Below are 20,037 nucleotides of genomic sequence, written 5' to 3' on the forward strand. Positions count from 1 at the left end.
TGTTATTAGAAAATTTTTAACAATTTTAGCTTAATTAATTATCAACTAATTAAATTCAGGAGATAAAAAAAGTGAAATCAAAGTTACTTCTTCTAATTGTTACACTATTGTTGATATCTACAAATACTTTTGCCGGTGGATTTCAACTTAACGAGCACGGAGCTAAAGCTCTTGCTATGGGAGGGGCATTTACAGCAATTGCAAATGATCCTTCCGCTGTTTATTGGAATGGTGCTGGTTTATCCCAGTTTTCCGGAACACACCTGATGTTTGGCACCTCTCTGATAGCACCTCAAAGTTCTTTCCGTGGTGTTTACCCTGATATTACTAAATACAGAGCTATGAATTTAGTGTTCTTTCCTTCGCACTTTTTTGGTACTCATTCCTTTAATGAAAAATTCTCTGTTGGTTTTGGTTTCACAACTCCATTCGGTTTGGGAACTGAATGGGATAATGATTGGATTGGAAGATATCTTGCAGTAAAAACTCAACTTATGACTTTTACTATGAGTCCGGTTGTAACTTATGCACCCATTAAACAAATAGCTTTAAGTGCAGGATTTGTTTATAGTTTTGCAAATGTTGTTATTGAAAGAAAAGTTCAGCCGAGCACAATCCTTGCTAATGATGCTTATGTTTCATTGGAAGGTAATGATAACGCTGCATTTGGTTTTAATGCTGGGATAATGATTAAACCCTTAGCGTATCTTACGATTGGTGCTTCATATCATAGTGAAGTAAAATATGGATTTACCGGTACAGCAACTTCTACAGGACCTGCACAACTTCAATCTCAGTTACCCTCTGGTGATATTTCGGCAGAGCTTACAACTCCGCAAAATATTGCTGTAGGTATCGCAGTTGATATTACTAAAGATTTAAAAGTAAGTGCTGATTATCAGATGGTTGGCTGGTCAAGTTATGATAAACTTGAAGTTACTTTTGAAGAAACAGGAACAAAAAGTACCAGTCCAAGATTGTACGATGATTCTTATATTATAAGATTTGGTGCTGATTACAGGCTTAATAAACAGGTTAGTTTAATGGGAGGTGTTTACTTTGATAAAAATCCTGTATCAACAGAGTATTTAAACCCCTCTTTACCTGAGTCTGACAGATTAGGTTTAAGCTGTGGAATTGAAGGAAGATTATTTGATAATTTCACTATTACAGGTTCATATCTTTTTATCCGCGCAAAACAGCTAACTGTTAGTGATTCTAAGGAAATTTATTCAGGTTTAAACAGTACCTTTAATGGCACCTATAATTCAAGTGCAAATATATTTTCACTTGGTTTTGTTTATAGTTTTTAAGGAGGAAGATTAACATGAAATTGAAAGTTAAATTTTTTGTATCGTTGTTTTTATTAGCTCTGATTTTTATTGGTTGTGATGATTATTCTGATCTAACACCGGTTGTTAAAGATCAAGTTAGCGGTACTGCTGATTTTACCCGTTTTGTAACAATTGGCAACAGCATAACTGCAGGATATCAGAGCGGAACAATTTATGAATCCGCACAGATGTATAGTTATGGTAATTTAATTGCCAAACAAGTTGGTACAGATTATCAGATACCCTATGTTTCTGATCCTGGTTTAGGCGGAAGAATGGAAGTACAGAGCTTAAGTCCTTTTACTCTTTTTACTAATACCTCCAGTGGAATGCCGTTAAATGCCAGTTATCCGAAAGCATACAATAATTTAGGTATTCCGGGTGCACTTACATATGATGTTTTGTTTGCGAGAAGTTCAACTACCTGTGCTTCATTCGTATTTTCAGGTTCTGCTAATCCATATTTTGATTTTATTTTACGCGGCAAAGGAACACAATTAGAACAAGCTTTATCCTTATCTCCAACATTTATTACAATCTGGATCGGAAATAATGATGTATTGGGTTATGCTACTTCCGGTGGAACATCGCCTGCTGCACCAACTAGTATTCCTCAGTTTACTCAATTATTTGGCGGAATTGCACAAGGAATTCAACAGTACAAAACTCAATCAGGTACTAATCCGGGAGTCTTAGTTGGAAATATTCCAAATGTTTCTGCTATTCCATTTTTTACTACTGTAGGACCAGCACTTGCTGTAAACCCGGCTGTTAAATGGTGGCAAATAAGATTGATGCAGCAGGGTAGTGGATTACCATTAACTGGTTTAATATATGCCAGCCACGAGGGCGGAACTAATTTAGGTATGCTTCCTTATAAAATTAATTTTGCTGATTCAGCAGCTTTATTATCAGGCAGTACACTTATTACATTAAAAGGGCAGACTTATGCGGGACTACTTGGACAATTAACAGGAAAATTTTATCGAGATAACAATATTGCAATACCATTAGGAGTAGATACTACAAAACCATTTGGCTTCCATCCACAAAATCCTTTCCCGGATGCTTTTGTTCTTGATCCAGATGAAATAGCAACCTCAAACAATGCTGTTACTGGTTTTAATAATGTTATTGCTGGTGTGGCTCAACAAAGTAGTTTCTTTGTTGTTGACATAAATACAAAATTTAATGAACTAAGAGCAGCGGACTTTTCAGGAGGTACTATAATCAATGGTATTCCTTTTAAAACCACATATGTTCAGGGTGGTTTATTTAGTTTAGATGGTGTTCATCCATCAAGTCAGGCACACGGAATTATTGCAAATGAATTCATCAAAGTAATTAATTCAAAATTCAAAGCTAATATCCCTTTAGTTGATGTTGGTTCAATACCAGGTAGTATTTTCTTTAATGCAAAATATAGTTACCAAAATAGTTTTCCGATAATTCCTCATAACCTTTTTGATCATTTGTTATTTTAAGTTTTCTTTTACTATGGGATGAGATGGTTATCCATCTCATTCTATAGATGGGAGGTTTTCTCAAATTATGAAAAAAAGTCTTTTTATTTTGTTTGCTGTCTTTTTACTTGCTGGATGTACAACTTTGCATCAGGATACTGAAGAACAAAAGCAAGTATATGTTTTTGATGAAGTGCCGGAGGATAAAACGATTGATGTACCTAAAACAGGGGAGTATCCAAATATTAAAGAAACATATTATGTTGTTCAGGTTGGTGCATATACTACTGAAGAAAAGGCAAATTCTTTTGCAGAAATGAGCAGAAAAAAAACAAATTACAAATTCAGTGTTGTTTACAGTGAAAGTTTAAAGCTGCATTTAGTTCAAGTTATTCCATTCTTTAAGTCCAGGACAGAAGCTGAAGAAGTTAGAAATAATCTTTGGAGTATTACAGAATTTGTTGATGCATGGATTTTGACCGTTAATAAATAAAAAAAGGCTGCCTTTGTAAGACAGCCTTAATAAATAAAACAATTATTACTAATCTTCATACCAGCTTACAACCCTGAAGAATTTTGTACTTGGAAAGTAGGGAGGTGTTACTTTAGTAAATCTTGAATCAAATTTATGAACATAACTATATCCTTTTATAGGTATATACTTCCCACCAACTAACTGATATTTTGCTGTTGGCTGAACTTTTTGCCCAACGATTCCACCGATCAAATTCATTTTGTGAGCAGTAGTGTAACCTTCATAGTTTTCCACAACTAATCCATCTTTCTGAGAGAATATTGAAGCATGAATATTTATATCTCCTCTTGAATTGTCATAAGTTACGGTAACTTTATTCTCTGCAACTATCCCCAGCATATCATCACTATTAGGATTAGTAAGTGGGTTATCTTTATACTCAATACTATTATTGATAAAAACTTGTCCAGCGGAAGAATTTCCTTTTTGAGATGCAACAAGTGTTGCTCTTCCGTCTAAAACTCCTTGAAGATTTATATTACCCCTCTCAACATAAATAACCCCATTGGGAGCTAATGTATTAAGTGGAACTGTTTTATAAGCAGTATAAGCACCAGTACCAATTTTTATCCTGTATTGAACTTCTCCTGAAGCAAGAAAATTCAAATCAACTGTTGTTAATTTTCCCTTATTTGTTGTATCACTAAATACTTTTCCGTTAGTATAGGCAGCAATCCGAATTACAGATGTGTCAAACTCTAATGGTATTGGTTCAGTTACTTTTGTACCACCGTGAAATTCTGGATGTGAGTATTTATCATATTTTTTTACACCTTTGGAGGTAGTTGCTGGTCCTAAGAAAATAGGATCACCATAACAATTTATCCAGTCATTTGCATGAAATCTACCCTCTAAGGTATCACCAGTTGCCCACCAAACACCACCCATAACATTATAGAAGTTACCGAAGATGGAAAAATTTTCTGGTTCAAGAATTACTTCTACGGTTTTAGTTTTTCCATTATAATTTCCTATAGAAACAATTTTTCTGCTATTCCATCCGACAGTATCAATATCAACATCTATTTTTCCATCAGCAAAAGACAAGTTGGAGATTCCTGCCATCCAGTTTTTATTAAGATATAATTTATTAATTGCAATATTTGCACCGCTAATAGCAATACTTGATGCCCTTGTTGAACTGTAATATTCGCTATAATTTTCAGTAATAGTAACACTATTACTTAAAATATTTCTTCCAACCAATGCGAATAAAACACTAAAAGACATAACTAATATTAAAGACACTTTGCCGCCCATATCAACCTCTCAGTTTCTTTTTAAATTTTTTGAAGTTACAGTTAATCGTCTCCAGAATGCCTCAGTATATTTTTCATCATAAGCAAATGGATCTTCTACTCTAAAACTAATTTTTATGTATGTTGCTAATCCGGGTGATGCTAAAGGAGTAGTTAGGGTATCGTAAAGTGCATCTAAATATTGCAATTTGAATTCTGTTACATTATTGCTAACAATAAATGGATAATCTGAATTGACTTTCCGATATAATATCCTATCTCTTGGATTAGGTGTGTTATTAAGATAATTTGTGTCACTTACATAGTAGTAAACTGTATCATAAACTCCATCTTTATCAACATCAAAGACAATTTTTATTGACGAAGTATCAGCAAGTATAACCTTTGGATCATCGTTCATATTAAGTGGATTAGCACAATATCCAATTTTATTGAAATCAGAATCCACGATATTTGCAATATTAATAACTTCAACCTGAAGACTGACATCATGACCGGTTGCGCTATCTACCTGATAAACATTTTCATTCAATTTGAGAAGATTGATTAGTAACAGCCCTCCTATAATTGCAGCACCGAGGATATCAATTATTGTTGTGAATCCCATTTTTAATCCTTCAAATTATTTATTCTAAAAGTGTCCAGTAACTAAAAACAGAAGATATTCTTATTGTATCAACCAAAGCAGTACTAGATACTGATACTGTTATTTTTTTATGATAAGTTTTACCGGCTGCTTTTATATCAGGGTTTGCATCATTGACATATTCAACTTTAGCTCTGATATCAAAACGAGTAGCCGCACCGGTCAGGGGATCTTTTAGTGACACTGTATCAGGGTAGAAGAGATTATTGTAATCATCAAAATCATCAAAGTCTGGATAAACCTCACCACTTTCCAAACCTAAAACAGAAGAAAAATCTGAAGCAGATGTAATTGACTTTGTAGTATCAAGAACAACTGCATCAAAGACTTTATCCTTTGCCTCTTCAATCAAAGAATTAGCTAATGATGTTGCAACAATTCCAAACTTTGCATTATATGAGGCTTGTGATGAAGTAAGTTGGATGCTATTAAATCGTAGTACTAAAAATGATAACAACATCATAGCACCCATAGCAAGCATTGACTGACCAGTATTCATTTAAACATCCATATTTTTTTCTCTTCTTAGATTCAAGTATTAAGCCAAAGATTATATGGTTTTAACGTCTTATTATATTTTTAATATCCATTTTTGTGTTTTATAATGAGAAAGTGATTGATATTTATTCTGTAAATACTCTTTGAAAATAAAGGTTTCTTTTGTCAACAAATCTTGACAGTATCTGCTAAGTTATGCGCAAAATTAGTCGGTAAATATTACAGCAAAAGATTACATCATATTATTAATTTTTTTTTGTGGCATTTTAATTTAACATCATTTAAATTGTGAAATATATATTGTCTTTCTTAATCAACTTATCTAACAATAAATAAACAGGAGGCACTAATGGCTTTTTCATTAAACCGGATTATGTTGATTGGCAATTTGGGTAGAGATGTTGAAACCAGATTTACTGGTGATACTCTTTCAATTTCCAGCTTCTCACTTGCAACTACTCATAGTTATAAGGGCAAAAACGGAGAATGGGTAAATGAAACTACCTGGCATAATGTTACTGCTTATAATCTTTCAGATTTTATGAAAGATCATTTGAAAAAAGGCAAGAAAATTTATGTTGAAGGAAGGTTAAAAAAAGGTGAATACACTGATAAAGATGGAATTAAACGGTATTCAACTGAAGTTATTTCTGAAAAGATTATTCCATTAGAAGGAAGCGGCGAAAGTTCCGGATTATCAGATTCAAATTCCGAAAACAATATTCAGAATGAAAGCATGTCTTCAGTTGACTCAAACGAGGATCTGCCTTTCTAAATTATATTCGGAAAATATTTAGAATTAACGGATGAATAATTAAATTTATTCATCCTTTTTTATTTAATTTTACTTATTCACTAGCAGGAAAAATTCTTAAGTGATCAAAATGAAAAATGAGCGCAAAACAGAAATTAAAGTCGGTATTACTGTAGTTATTGGATTACTAGTTTTACTATGGATTTTTGGATGGACAAAGAATTTTTCTTTAAGTTCAAATTCTTATAAAATAAATGTCAGGTTTGATAATGTATCTGGACTGGAAATTGGTGATCAGGTAACAGTTAATGGAATGAAGAAAGGTTTTGTTCAGGATATGAAAGTCGGAGCAAATAGCGTTTTAGTTGAACTATCAATTGATAACGATATTATTTTAAAAGAGGATGCAACATTTGCTGTCTCAATGCTTGATTTAATGGGTGGAAAAAAAGTTGAGATATTTCCCGGTAAATCAAATATAAATTTTGATAAATCAAAAATTGCAAATGGAGTTTTTTATTCCGATATACCTTCCGCTATGTCTTTATTTGGTTCCGTGCAGGATGATCTGGTTACAGTTCTTAAAGATGTTAAGATATCTTTAGGTTCGTTAAATAAAATTGTGAGTGATGATAATTTTAATAATGATGTTAGAAAATCTATATCTAATCTTGTTGTGCTAACTGATAAAGTTAATTCAATACTGAACGAAAACAGAAATGATATAAAAAAACTTACAACAAATGCTGTGGAGCTTTCTGAGAAGACCAATAAATTGCTTACTGATAATACAGAAAATATCAATGTGTTATTAGCTGATTTAAAATCGTTGGTTAAAAAAAGCGATGAACTTTTAGCTGATTTGAATACAATAACAAGTGAAACAGTAAATCAGCAGAATAATATCGGCAAACTACTTTACGATAAAGATTTATTTGATAAGCTGAATAAAACTTTAGAACAGGTAAACGAGCTAACTTCTGTCTTGATTGACCAGCTTAAAAATGATGGAATTAATGTTGATGCAAATATTTTTTAGATCATTATCAGTTTTTTATCTGATTTTTTTTTATTACGCACCCGAAAATACCGCAGCATTACAAGATCCGGTTAGAGGAAAAAACGGAATAGTTGTAACTGCTAGTAAAATTGCTTCAGATGTTGGTTTAGAGATTTTGAAAAAGGGAGGTAATGCTGTTGACGCTGCTGTTGCAGTTGGATTTGCACTAGCTGTTACTTATCCATCAGCCGGAAATCTTGGCGGAGGTGGATTTATGGTAATCCATCTTTCTGATGGAAAAAATACAACAATTGATTATCGTGAAAAAGCCCCAGGCACTTCTTTCGAAACAATGTATCAGGATTCTTCAGGTGCCTTTATCCCAGAGTTAAGTCAATACGGTGTAACATCATCCGGGGTTCCGGGCAGTGTTGCAGGATTAATATATGCCTTAAATAAATATGGAACACTGTCTTTGGATGAGATAATTCAACCTGCTATTGATCTTGCAGAGAACGGTTTTCTTATTGAGAATAGATTTGCACAGTCACTAGAATTTGAGCTGGAAGAATTTAATAAGGTTGAATCAACCAGGAAAATATTTACAAAAAATGGATTAGCATTTTCAGAAGGCGAGCTGCTGATTCAAAAAGATCTTGCTAAGACATTAAAACTTATCAGCAAATTTGGTTTGGATGGTTTTTACAAAGGTGAAACCGCTGAGCTTATTGTAAAACAAATTAATTCAGATAATGGATATATTTCAAAAAATGATCTTGAAAATTATAAACCAATAGAAAGAGAACCTATTTCAATTCAATACAACGGTTATAAAGTAATTACAATGGGTCCGCCAAGCGGTGGTGGTGTAAGCCTGCTTGAAATGCTAAATATTCTGGAAAATTATAATTTCACAAAAGAAGAATGGGGTAGCAGTAATTATATTCACGCTTTGGTTGAAAGTATGAAGTATTCTTTTGCTGACAGATCTAAATATATCGGCGATCCTGATTTTATAGATATTCCTATTGATTCTATCTTATCTGAATTTTACACTAAAAATATTTTTTCCAAGATAGGCAGCAATGCAGTACCTTCTCTGCAAATCTTACCGGGTAATTTTAAAAGTCAATATGAAAGTGAAGAGACAACTCATTACTCAATAGTAGATAGATTTGGAAATGCTGTTAGTACTACAACTACTATTAACTCATCTTACGGTTCAAAAGTTGTTGTTGATGGAGCTGGCTTCTTTTTAAATAATGAAATGGATGATTTTAGTTCGAAGGTTGGTGAACCAAATCAATTTGGTTTACTTGGAAGTTACGCAAATAGAATTGAACCAAATAAAAGAATGCAAAGTTCAATGAGTCCGACAATAGTGCTGAAGGATAATATACCAGTTCTTATCGTTGGGTCTCCGGGTGGTTCTACTATTTCGACTGTTGTTTTGCAGGTTATCCTGAATGTCCTGAATTTTGGAATGGATATACAGCAAGCCATAAACAAACCAAGAATTCATCATCAATTGATGCCTGATCAGATTGATTATGAAAGTTTTGGATTAACTGCTGATGTTAAAAATTCATTGATTGAAATGGGGCATTCTATTGGCAATGAACGATCACTGGGAAGAGTTGAAGGAATATATTTTGATGTAATGAAAAAAGTCTTTTATGGTGCTACGGATCCCAGAGGTTATGGTAAAGCAGCAGGTTATTAAAGGATAGTTATGATCATTGGAATTGGAATTGATATAATAGAAATTGATAGAATAAAAGACAGTGTTAATAAATTTGGTGATATATTTTTAAATAAAATCTATACTCAAAACGAAATAAATTATTGTTTGGCAAAATTCAACAAGTATCAGCATCTTGCAGCAAGGTTTGCTGCAAAAGAAGCTATCTACAAAGCATTATCTGGCACGTGGGACAAAGTTGCAAGCTGGAAAAATATTGAGATAACCAATGAACAAAACGGATTGCCTGTTGTTAAGTTTTTTGGCAAACTAAAAGATTATCTTTCCAATGATAAAGAAATAAAAATTTCTATTAGCCATTCTGACAATTACGTAGCTTGTGTTGCGCTGATATATATGAAATAAATAAATTACTTTTTATTTATTGATAAACTGTTTTACAATTTGTAGTTTTGTTTTAACAAAATTGTGATTCAGATGCAAAAAAATTGGTACAACTATTTTAACTATTCATCTATCATTTTAGCTGTAGTGGCTGCAGTGTTATTGTTTTTCAACTTGGTGCCCAGAAGCTGGTTCGTACCAGTACTTATAATAATGATAATAATATTTATTCTTCGCATTGTTGCCAGAATTTATTTAATTAAATCCTCCAGAAAATCTGATTAAGGAGATAGTCTTCGAACGGTCTGTTCCAGTAAATGGTAAATTGAATTCTAAAGTGCTTGTCTTAAATAATAGTTATGAGCCGTTATCAATTTGCAGTATTCGTAAAGCATTTATACTAATATATCTTGGCAAAGCGGAATCAGTAATAAACGATGAGAGAAAAAATCTTCATTCCATATCACGTGAATATCCCTGGCCAAGTGTTATCAGAATTAATAAGTTCATTAAACTGCCCTACAAAAAAGTTATTCTTACCAGAAAAAATATTTTAAGAAGAGATTCTTTTAAATGTGCCTATTGCGGCAGGTCAGATATTCCTCTTACTGTTGATCATATCTTCCCAAAAGCACGCGGCGGAGATGATACATGGGAAAATCTTATAACTGCCTGTACCGTTTGTAACAACAGAAAAGGTGACCGCACTCCTGAAGAAGCAAATATGAAATTATTATCACGCCCTTTTAAGCCAAGCCATATTCTTTTTATTAAGAATGTTGTAAGCCGGCTTGATGATAGATGGAAACCGTATCTATATCTGTCCTGAAAGTTTTTATCATTATTTGTATCTTTAACAGTTAAAAACAAAAAATAGTTAAGATGCCGAAAAAAAGAATTTTAAGCGGAATGAGACCGACTGGCAAGCTTCATCTCGGTCATTACGCAGGTGCTTTGGAAAACTGGATTGCTTTGCAGAATCAGTACGATAGTTTTTTCCTGATTGCAGATTATCATGTTCTCACAACTAATTTGGATACAAAAGATATTTATCAGAATTCAATTGATATGCTGATAGACTGGTTAGCTGTTGGGCTTAATGCTGATCAAAGTCCGATGTTCAGACAGTCTCAGATTAAAGAACATACAGAATTGAATTTGATTTGCAGCATGTTGATAACAGTAAGCAGACTTGAGAGAAATCCAACTTTGAAGGATCAAATTCGGGACTTACATATTCAGAATACTGTATATGGACATTTGGGATATCCTGTACTTCAGGCTGCAGATATACTATTGTATAAGGGAAGTGTTGTACCCGTTGGTGATGATCAGGTGCCGCATGTTGAAATTACAAGGGAAATTGCTCGAAGGTTCAATAAACAATATGGCAATGTCTTTCCTGAGCCAGAACCTTTGCTCACAAAATTTCCAAGGTTATCCGGTTTGGATGGAAATGCAAAAATGAGTAAGTCGCTGGGCAATGCAATATTGCTTTCTGATGAACCTGAAATAGTGCAGAAGAAAATGAGAAAAGCTGCTATTGATCCGAATAAAACTAAAAAAGAAACTCCGGGAAATCCTGATATTTGTACAGTATTTTCATATCATAAATTTTTTAATAAGGAAGCAGCTAAAGAAATTGATGAGGCTTGCAGAGGCGGTACAATCAGTTGTTTTGAGTGTAAAATGAAATGTGCTGAAAAAATATCTGAGTTCCTTTCACCAATTATTGAAAAAAGAAAACATTTTGAATCAAACATGAATGAAGTAAAAGATATTCTTGCAGATGGTGAAAAGAAAGCTAAACAAGTTGCCGTTAAAACAATGAGTGAAGTTCATGATAAGATGAAGCTTGGATAATGTATAAAATTAAATTAGAACAATTTGAAGGACCGCTTGATTTACTTCTCTTTTTTATAAAAAGAGATGAACTGAATATTTATGATATTCCTATTTCAAGAATAACAAGTGAGTTTCTGGAATATGTGAATCTTATTAAACTTATGGATTTAGAAGTTGCCGGTGATTTTATTCTTATGGCTTCCACATTGATGCACATAAAAGTTAGGATGCTATTGCCCCGAGAAGTTAATGAAAAAGGTGATGAAATTGATCCGCGTGCAGATTTGATTAAGGCTTTACTTGAATATAAAAAGTATAAAGAAGTTGCTGAAGATCTTACATTTCTTGAATCAAATCAGCGTAAGCTTAATTACAGAGGTTACTTTTCTGCTGATGAAAAGACTGCTCCACCAGAGTATGATATATTATTGAAAAATATTTCTATTTATGATTTAGCTAAAGCATTCAAAAAGGCAATTGATGGAGTTAAACCGCAGGTTGTTCATGAAATTAAAAAAATAAACATCAGTATTGATGATCAGATAAAATATATACTGGATAGGATCTTAGAAAAAGGTGAAATTCATTTTTTAAGTCTTGTTTACGGTATGAAAGAAAAAATCAGAATAGTGATAACCTTTATTGCATTGCTCGAATTAACTAAGATAGGAAGGATTGGAATAAAAGAATCATCTGAGTTTAATGATTTTGTTATATACGGATTAGCAAATGGATAAATCTTACAGTTCTATAATTGAAGTGCTTATTTTTTCTTCTGATGAACCGATTTCAGAAAACGAAATTATTCGAGCTATCAAGGGAATTGATGGCGAAGATATCGAAATCAGTTCAGAAAATGTTTATGAAACTATTGAGCAATTAAATAAATCTTATGAAGATAGCAGCAGATCTTTTAGAATTAAAAAAATTGCTAACGGCTTTGTCTTTGTTACGACAGAAATATTTGCAAAATACGTCGGTTATCTTTCATCTGAAAAATCAAAAAGAAGATTAAGCCAGGCTGCATTAGAAACTCTTGCTATTATAGCTTATAAGCAGCCGGTTACAAAACCAGAGCTAGAACAAATTAGAGGTGTGAATTCAGATTACATCCTCACAACATTATTGGAAAAAAATCTTATAACAATTATAGGCAGGGCAGAAAGTATCGGAAGACCATTGCTTTATGGTACTACAACAGAATTTTTAAAATATTTTGGGTTGTATAATTTGAGTGATCTACCCAAACCTCGTGAAATTGAGGAAATTATGAAAGACGAAGATTTCATTGAACAAAAAAATAAAATAATGATGAACTTTGTCGAAGAATCTCTGGAAAAAGAAATTGGTGAAGATAAAAACTACGACCAGACTGAATAAATATATTGCCGAAAGCGGGCTGACTTCAAGACGTAAAGCTGAGGAACTTATACTTCAGGGAAGGGTAACTGTTAATAATAAAACTATCACTAAACTTGCCTTTGAAGTTGATCCTGATATTGATAATGTTTTTGTGGATGGAGAAAAAATACAGCCAGCTGAGCATGTTTATTATCTTTTGAATAAGCCAAAGGGAGTTGTTACTACCACAGACGATGAAAAGAAAAGAAAAACTGTTGTTGATCTGATAATTTCAAAACAGAAAGTTTTTCCTGTCGGGAGATTGGATTATAATACTACCGGTGTTTTAATCCTTACCAACGATGGTGATTTTGCCCAGAAATTATTGCATCCAAAACATAATATAATTCGAGAGTATGAAGTAACACTTGATAAAGAGCTATCATTAGAAGATGAAAAAAAATTAATCAAAGGGGTTTTTATCGATGGCAAGCGAAGCCGATTTTCAGAAATATCTTACGGTAAAAAATCCTTTGGTAAAAATGTAATTGTAAAATGCACCGAAGGCAGAAATCACTTTGTTAAAAAGATGTTTTCGACCCTTAATTATACAGTTGAAAAATTGAACCGGAAAAGTTTTGCAGGAATAACAGCAGATATACCAGTAGGTTCTTATAGAAAGTTAAAACAAAATGAAATTCAGAAGCTTAGTAAATAGTTTTATAATTTTAAGTATTTCATATTTTGCCTACAACAATGTACCAGCACAGGATAGTACCTATTTGCTTAAGGATTCACTTAAAACTTACTCTTATTCAACTATATCCGATCTGCAAAAAGAACTGAATGATATTTTTGATGACAATAGTTTCAGAAACGCAAATTGGGGTGTTGTTATTCAATCGCTGAATAATGGAGAGTATTTTTATAAAAGGAATGAAGATAAATTTTTTATTCCTGCTTCTAACTTAAAACTTTTTACAAGCTCCGGTGGATTACTGCTTTTAGGAAGTGATTATAAATTTTCAACCAATGTTTTAACAAACGGTTATCAATCAGGCTCAACACTTTACGGCGATCTAATAATTCAGGGAAGAGGGGATCCAACAATATCAGGCAGATTTTATAACAACGATTTAAATTATGTCTTTGATAACTGGATAGATTCTTTACTGGAAATGGGTATTAAAAATATTAAAGGAAATATTGTCGGTGATGATAATTTATTTGAAGATACCGGACTTGGCAATGGATGGGCATGGGATTATGAAACAGATTGGTACGCAGCACAATCCAGCGCTTTATCTTACAATGATAATTGCATTGATATTACAATTAAATATGATCCTATAACTGATTCTGTATTTGTGAATTATAACCCTGCTTTAAGAAATATTGTATTGTTGAATAATGTTTCTGTTGCTTCAAAGAATGAGAAAACTTCGATTGATGTTTACAGGGAACGTGGAACTAATGTAGTTACAGTATCAGGAACTTTCAGAAAGAATTCAGACAGTCTTATAACATATTCAACTGTGATGAATCCTACACAGTTTATGATAATGGCATTTAAAAACAGGCTCGAACAACGTAAAATAAGAGTTAATGGCTACTCAATTGATATAGATGACTATGACAGAGAGATAAATTATAATGACCTTGAATTATTGTTTACTTGGTATTCTGAGCCGCTAAGAGAAATAATTAAAGTAATTAATAAAGGAAGCCAGAATTTCTTTGCTGAACAGCTATTAAAAACTATTGGGCTTGAAAAGAAAGGTTTTGGATCAGCAGCAAATGGAATTGCTGTGCTTAAAGAACTGTTCAGCGAAATTGGATTGAATCCGGAAAATATTGTAATGGTGGATGGAAGCGGATTATCATACATAAATATGGTTACGCCACGACAAATTGTTGAATTGTTAAAATATATTTACTCAAATAATAAAATATATCCCGATTTTTTTAATTCCCTGCCAATTGCCGGAGTTGATGGAACTATAGGGAAGAGAATGAATAATACTTCGGCAGAAAATAATGTAAGAGCAAAAACAGGATTTATCAGTCACGTAAGAAGTCTTTCCGGTTATGCTTTTACAGGTGATAGCGAACCGGTTGCTTTTTCAATCATTGCTAACAATTTTAATGTTCCAATCAAGCTTGCTGATAATATTCAGGATCTTGTCTGTTTAAGATTAACTAATTTCAGGAGAAAATAATTTTGGAGAACACTGTTCAACCTTCAATTAATGAACTTATAAAAAGAAGATATGAAGAACTTGATGAACTTTTAAAAAAAGGAATACAACCTTTTGAATATTCTTTCAATGTCAATTCAGATTCAGAAACAATAAAAAGCACCTTTGTTGAAGGTAATGAAATGAACGTAAGTATTGCCGGCAGAATTATGGCAATACGCCGAATGGGTAAAGCGTCCTTTGCTCATATTCAAGATCATAAAGGAAGAATTCAAATCTATTTAAAGAAAGATGATATTGGCGAGTATTATGATATTTTTAAATTGATGGATATAGGTGACATAATTGGTGTAGAAGGATTTGTGTTTAAAACAAAAACCGGTGAGATTTCTGTCCACACCAAGCTTATGAAGTTATTGAGTAAATCCCTATTGCCGCTTCCTATTGCAAAAGAAGTTGTTGACGAACAGGGTAATAAAACTATTTTCGATCAGTTTGCTGATAAAGAATTACGATACAGAAGAAGATACCTTGATTTGATCGTTAATCCTGAAATCAAAGATGTTTTTATCAAAAGAAGTAAAATTATTTCTTCAATGAGGAATTTTCTGGATTCAAATAATTATCTTGAAGTAGAAACTCCTGTTTTGCAGCCGCTTTATGGAGGGGCTTCTGCAAGACCGTTCATTACTTATCATAATACGCTTGATACCCAGCTTTATTTAAGAATTGCCGATGAGCTTTACCTTAAAAGATTAATTGTTGGTGGATTTAACGGAGTTTATGAAATATCTAAAGATTTTAGAAATGAAGGAATGGATAGATCGCATAATCCTGAGTTTACTATGATGGAACTCTATGTTCCTTACAAAGATTATAACTGGATGATGGAATTTGTTGAATCAATGTTTGAACATATTTGTAAAAGTGTTTTTAATACACTTGAGTTTCAGATTGATGATAAACTTGTAAGTTTTAAAGCACCCTGGAAAAGAGTATCGATGATTGAAGAGATTCAGAATAAAACCGGTTTAAATATTTTAAACTGTTCACTTGAAGACTTAAAAAACACTGCAAAGAAACAAGGCTTAGATGTTTCTGTTAATAATTCTAGAGCTAAATTAGTTGATGAATTGTTTAGTGCGACTGTAGAACCAACATTAATACAGCCTACATTTATTATAGATTATCCAATTGAACTTTCACCATTGGCAAAAAAACACCGGACTAAAGAAGGAGTTGTGGAAAGATTTGAAGGGTATGTTATGGGCAGAGAAATCTGTAATGCTTTCTCCGAACTTAATGATCCGATTGATCAAAGAAAAAGATTTGAAGAACAAGTTAAGATGCGTGAAGCTGGTGACGAAGAAGCTCATCAGATTGATGAAGATTTTCTTCGCGCACTTGAATATGGAATGCCGCCAACAGCTGGGTTGGGAATTGGTATAGACAGAATTGTTATGCTTTTTACTAATCAACCTTCTATCAGAGATGTAATCTTTTTTCCTCAGATGAAACCGGAAGTAAAAAGTTAAAAAGATTAATATTTGACTATTTAAGTTGATGTTTTTTATTTATCTATAAACTGAAATTATGGAGTATTTAACTAAATGTTCAGATCTGTAAAATTTCCTTATCTTCTGTTTGCAACTGTAATAGGCATTGTCCTGGGTGTGTTCTTAAATAAAGCTTTCTCCGTTGATAATCTTCGCGAAAGCATAAGAAAATTTAACGATGTATTGACTTTTACCGAGAAGTATTATGTTGAAGAGGTTGATACACAAAAGCTTGTTGAATCTGCAATAAATGGAATGCTTAATGAATTAGACCCTCATTCAGTTTACATCTCACCTGAACAGTTTACACAGGTTGAAGAATCTTTCAGAGGTGATTTTGAAGGCATCGGAATTGAATTTCAGATAGTAAACGATACCTTAACTGTTGTTTCAGCAATCTCTGGCGGTCCTAGTGAAGCGCTCGGAATATTACCCGGTGATCGAATAGTGAAAATTGATGGCGAAAACATAATTGGTATTACTAATGACGTTGTTAGAAAAAAATTAAGAGGTAAAGCCGGTACTGAAGTTAATGTTTCAATTATTAGAACAGGAATTGCAAAAGTAATTGAATACACAATTGTAAGAGATAAAATTCCGCTCTATTCGGTTGATACATATTTTATGATTGATAACAACACTGGTTATGTAAGTGTTTCAAGGTTTTCAGAAACTACCTATGATGAACTTAATAAAGCATTACAAACACTTAATAAAGATGGAATGAAACAACTTGTTCTTGATTTAAGAAGTAATCCTGGTGGATATTTAAATCAGGCAGTAAAGATATCTGACCTTTTTATTGATGGTAAGAAAAAGATCGTTTACACTGAAGGAAGAAGACAGGAATTTGATGAACAATATTTTGCTTCAGAATCATCTATCTTTGAAAAAACTCCAATTATTATATTGATTAATCACGGCAGTGCTTCTGCAAGTGAAATAGTATCCGGCGCAGTTCAGGATTGGGATAGAGGTTTGATTGTAGGTGAAACTTCGTTTGGTAAGGGTCTTGTTCAAAGACAATTTGATTTACCGGATAACTCTGCACTAAGATTAACAATATCACGATACTATACACCAAGCGGAAGATTGATACAGAGGGACTATAAAAACAAAAAAGATAAGACTGAATATTATTCCGAGTTGAATGAAGAAGATACTACTGAGGGTGAAAATCTGTACCACACTGCAGAAAAAGACTCTGTTAAACCTGTTTATAAAACTAAAAAAGGAAGACTTGTTTATGGAGGCGGTGGTATAACTCCTGATTATATTATCAAATCAAAATCTGTAACATTGTTTACTCAAAACTTATTAAGAAAAAATATTTTTTATACTTACATACTTTCATATCTCGATAAAAATAATGGAATGATTAAGGAAAAATATCCGGATCTTAAATCATTTAAAGATAGTTTTATAATATCTGATTCGTTCGTAAAAAACTTTATAGATTATGCTAAATCAAAAGATGTTGAGTTTGATGAAAAAGAATTTAATGAAGATAAAGATTATATTATTGCCAGATTAAAAGCTCAAATAGCAAGAAATTATTGGAAAAATGAAGGCTGGTATTCAATATTGTTAACTGCTGATGAACAAATGAACAAAGCTTTAACTCTGTTTGACGAAGCAAAAAACATAGCTGAATTAAATTGAAAAAATATTTTTTTCTGATTTTATCTTTTATAATTTTATTTTGTTCTTTACCCTCATCAAATAAGGTGTATAGTTTCACTAATGATTATAAACCTAAAAAAATAATTGTTGGTGAGGATATAACCTATGTCGTAAAATACCTTGCTTTTGAAATAGGGGAGATAAGATTAAAAGTTACTAGTGCAACTACAGAAAAAAATGATACAATTTACAGTGCAATTGCTTTTATTGATTCATATTACGGGATACCTTTTGTAGATCTGCATCAAATCTATGAAACAAAGTTTGATCAAAAGCAGCATTCCCGTTACTTCAAAGGAACGATAATAAAAAGCGATACAACCTTTACAATCTATCAGTATGATAAAAATAAAAAAACAATTCATGTTAAAAAGGGTCGCGAAGGAACAAATGAAATCTGGACAGATTCATTAGGTAAATCAGATAAAGATTATCTGGATGGTTTATCGTTGTTTTATTATGCCCGAATGAGAACCGGACTTCAGAAAAAATTATCTGTCCCGGTTTTTATTAATGAAAAATTTGAAAAAACTAATATTAATTTCTATAAGGATAATGAAGACCGGGATATTGATGCGGTTAATTACGATATTGATTGTGTTTATCTTGATGGTGAAACAGAATTCAGAGGTATTTTTGGTTTAACGGGTTATTTTGAAGGATGGTTTTCAAATGACGAATTTGCAATTCCGATTCGTGCTAAGATGCAGGTAATAATTGGAAGTATTACATTAGAATTAAAAAACTGGAATAAGAAAGAATGGATGCCTCCAAAATACAAAGATTAAATAAACATTATAATGAAGTTAAACTTTTTCCTTATAAAGATTTATTTCCAAAGATAGATAAAACAGTTTTTCTTGCTTCAGGAGTAAAAATTGTTGGTGATGTTAAAATTGATAAAGACTCAAGTATCTGGTACAATACTGTAATAAGAGGTGATGTACATTATGTAAAGATCGGGTCAACAACAAATATTCAGGATAATTCAATGCTGCATGTAACAAATGGAAGATTCCCACTGAATATCGGTAATAAAGTTACAGTTGGTCATGCTGTTAAATTACACGGTTGTACTTTAATGGATCTTTGTTTAATTGGAATTGGTGCTATAGTATTAGATGGGGCAGTGATTGAAGAAAAGGCAATGGTTGCTGCTGGTTCTGTAGTTAAACAAAATTTTGTGGTTCCTGCCGGAAAATTAGTTGCTGGTGTACCGGCTAAGATTGTGAGAGATTTAACTGAAGCAGAGATAAATGAATTTGAAAAATCAGCTTTAAGATATGCCGGTTACACAGAAATTACTGTTGATTCATTATTAAGTTCATTTGAGTCTTTAGGATGAAGAACCTTAGTATATCTGATAAAACAAAATCCCTGAATAAAAAAAAAATTCATCAATTAGTTTATTATTTATCAAAAGAAATCAGTTTTTCTGTACAAGTTTTGCAAATAAACTTTATAAATAATAAAGAGATAAGAGAGTTAAACAAAAAGCACTTATCACACGATTATACTACAGATATATTAACATTTGATTATTCAAATGATAAAGAATCAATTGATGCAGAAATCTATATCTCGTTAGATGAAGCATTAACAAACTCAAAAAAATTCAAAGTAAGCTTTGAAACCGAGATAAAAAGACTCGTTATTCACGGTATTTTACATTTGACCGGTTATGATGATAAAACACCGAGTGAAAAAAAAATAATGAAAAGGTTAGAAAACAGATTGCTTTCGAAAATTAATTTTACTTAATTGTAATCAGATTTTAATCAATTAATATAAACCTCAATTGATCCCGATGTATAAATATTTTTTCCGGATCATATCATA

General features: G+C 32.3%; 21 protein-coding genes. 18 read left to right on the forward strand and 3 right to left on the reverse strand.

The genetic code is table 11. The features are described from left to right. Positions 1 to 71 precede the first annotated feature (71 nt). The 3 genes from ROY99_11155 to ROY99_11165 all read left to right on the forward strand — a co-directional run bounded on the left by ROY99_11155 (position 72) and on the right by ROY99_11165 (position 3,290). Complete coding sequence (locus ROY99_11155) at positions 72 to 1,313, forward strand: outer membrane protein transport protein (protein MDT3696933.1); 1,242 nt, start codon at positions 72 to 74, stop codon at positions 1,311 to 1,313. 14 nt (positions 1,314 to 1,327) lie between these two features. Beyond that, positions 1,328 to 2,818, forward strand: a complete 1,491-nt coding sequence (locus tag ROY99_11160; GenBank protein MDT3696934.1) for a hypothetical protein — start codon at positions 1,328 to 1,330, stop codon at positions 2,816 to 2,818. Positions 2,819 to 2,885: 67 nt separating this feature from the next. Next, positions 2,886 to 3,290: an SPOR domain-containing protein gene (locus ROY99_11165; GenBank protein ID MDT3696935.1), complete on the forward strand. Its 405-nt coding sequence runs from the start codon at positions 2,886 to 2,888 to the stop codon at positions 3,288 to 3,290. Between the two features lie 48 nt (positions 3,291 to 3,338). Here the strand turns inward: ROY99_11165 and ROY99_11170 are convergent, their stop codons facing one another. The 3 genes from ROY99_11170 to ROY99_11180 are packed head-to-tail and all read right to left on the reverse strand — an operon-like array spanning position 3,339 to position 5,736. Next, positions 3,339 to 4,592, reverse strand: coding sequence for a hypothetical protein (locus ROY99_11170; protein MDT3696936.1), 1,254 nt, complete (start codon positions 4,590 to 4,592; stop codon positions 3,339 to 3,341). Between the two features lie 9 nt (positions 4,593 to 4,601). Continuing rightward, positions 4,602 to 5,198 carry a hypothetical protein gene (locus ROY99_11175; GenBank protein ID MDT3696937.1) on the reverse strand — a complete coding sequence of 199 codons (597 nt, stop codon included), beginning with the start codon at positions 5,196 to 5,198 and terminating at the stop codon, positions 4,602 to 4,604. A 19-nt stretch (positions 5,199 to 5,217) separates the two neighbouring features. Beyond that, positions 5,218 to 5,736, reverse strand: a complete 519-nt coding sequence (locus ROY99_11180; GenBank protein MDT3696938.1) for a hypothetical protein — start codon at positions 5,734 to 5,736, stop codon at positions 5,218 to 5,220. Between the two features lie 348 nt (positions 5,737 to 6,084). On the opposite strand from ROY99_11180, the gene ROY99_11185 reads away from it, so the two are divergent. The 15 genes from ROY99_11185 (at position 6,085) to ybeY (ending at position 19,959) form a co-directional block, all read left to right on the forward strand. Then, positions 6,085 to 6,510: a single-stranded DNA-binding protein gene (locus tag ROY99_11185; GenBank protein ID MDT3696939.1), complete on the forward strand. Its 426-nt coding sequence runs from the start codon at positions 6,085 to 6,087 to the stop codon at positions 6,508 to 6,510. Positions 6,511 to 6,619: 109 nt separating this feature from the next. Further along, complete coding sequence (locus ROY99_11190; GenBank protein MDT3696940.1) at positions 6,620 to 7,528, forward strand: MlaD family protein; 909 nt, start codon at positions 6,620 to 6,622, stop codon at positions 7,526 to 7,528. Further along, a complete protein-coding gene (gene ggt, locus ROY99_11195; protein MDT3696941.1) occupies positions 7,512 to 9,212 on the forward strand; it encodes a gamma-glutamyltransferase in 1,701 nt (566 codons plus the stop codon). Before ROY99_11190 ends, ggt begins: the two co-directional genes overlap by 17 nt. 9 nt (positions 9,213 to 9,221) lie before the next feature. Next, positions 9,222 to 9,596, forward strand: coding sequence for a holo-ACP synthase (gene acpS, locus ROY99_11200; GenBank protein ID MDT3696942.1), 375 nt, complete (start codon positions 9,222 to 9,224; stop codon positions 9,594 to 9,596). 304 nt (positions 9,597 to 9,900) lie between these two features. Then, on the forward strand, positions 9,901 to 10,404 hold the full coding sequence (locus ROY99_11205) for an HNH endonuclease (protein ID MDT3696943.1): 504 nt from the start codon (positions 9,901 to 9,903) through the stop codon (positions 10,402 to 10,404). 53 nt (positions 10,405 to 10,457) lie between these two features. Then, entirely contained in the window at positions 10,458 to 11,438 is a 981-nt protein-coding gene (gene trpS, locus ROY99_11210) for a tryptophan--tRNA ligase (GenBank protein MDT3696944.1), read from the forward strand. Next, entirely contained in the window at positions 11,438 to 12,157 is a 720-nt protein-coding gene (locus ROY99_11215; protein ID MDT3696945.1) for a segregation/condensation protein A, read from the forward strand. Before trpS ends, ROY99_11215 begins: the two co-directional genes overlap by 1 nt. Continuing rightward, complete coding sequence (gene scpB / locus ROY99_11220; GenBank protein MDT3696946.1) at positions 12,150 to 12,800, forward strand: SMC-Scp complex subunit ScpB; 651 nt, start codon at positions 12,150 to 12,152, stop codon at positions 12,798 to 12,800. The genes ROY99_11215 and scpB overlap by 8 nt, the downstream gene beginning before the upstream one ends. Beyond that, on the forward strand, positions 12,769 to 13,479 hold the full coding sequence (locus ROY99_11225) for a pseudouridine synthase (protein MDT3696947.1): 711 nt from the start codon (positions 12,769 to 12,771) through the stop codon (positions 13,477 to 13,479). Before scpB ends, ROY99_11225 begins: the two co-directional genes overlap by 32 nt. Next, complete coding sequence (gene dacB, locus ROY99_11230; protein MDT3696948.1) at positions 13,454 to 14,980, forward strand: D-alanyl-D-alanine carboxypeptidase/D-alanyl-D-alanine-endopeptidase; 1,527 nt, start codon at positions 13,454 to 13,456, stop codon at positions 14,978 to 14,980. Before ROY99_11225 ends, dacB begins: the two co-directional genes overlap by 26 nt. Before the next feature lie 2 nt (positions 14,981 to 14,982). After that, positions 14,983 to 16,494: a lysine--tRNA ligase gene (gene lysS, locus ROY99_11235; protein ID MDT3696949.1), complete on the forward strand. Its 1,512-nt coding sequence runs from the start codon at positions 14,983 to 14,985 to the stop codon at positions 16,492 to 16,494. A 75-nt stretch (positions 16,495 to 16,569) separates the two neighbouring features. Continuing rightward, a complete protein-coding gene (locus ROY99_11240; GenBank protein ID MDT3696950.1) occupies positions 16,570 to 18,177 on the forward strand; it encodes a S41 family peptidase in 1,608 nt (535 codons plus the stop codon). Then, positions 18,174 to 18,986, forward strand: coding sequence for a DUF3108 domain-containing protein (locus ROY99_11245; protein ID MDT3696951.1), 813 nt, complete (start codon positions 18,174 to 18,176; stop codon positions 18,984 to 18,986). Before ROY99_11240 ends, ROY99_11245 begins: the two co-directional genes overlap by 4 nt. Continuing rightward, entirely contained in the window at positions 18,959 to 19,543 is a 585-nt protein-coding gene (locus tag ROY99_11250) for a gamma carbonic anhydrase family protein (GenBank protein MDT3696952.1), read from the forward strand. Before ROY99_11245 ends, ROY99_11250 begins: the two co-directional genes overlap by 28 nt. Continuing rightward, the gene (ybeY, locus tag ROY99_11255; GenBank protein ID MDT3696953.1) at positions 19,540 to 19,959 is read left to right on the forward strand and encodes an rRNA maturation RNase YbeY; all 420 of its coding nucleotides are present in this window, start codon (positions 19,540 to 19,542) and stop codon (positions 19,957 to 19,959) included. Before ROY99_11250 ends, ybeY begins: the two co-directional genes overlap by 4 nt. The last annotated feature ends 78 nt before the right edge of the window (positions 19,960 to 20,037 follow it).

The organism is Ignavibacterium sp. (genome assembly GCA_032027145.1).
GTDB lineage: Bacteria > Bacteroidota > Ignavibacteria > Ignavibacteriales > Ignavibacteriaceae > IGN3.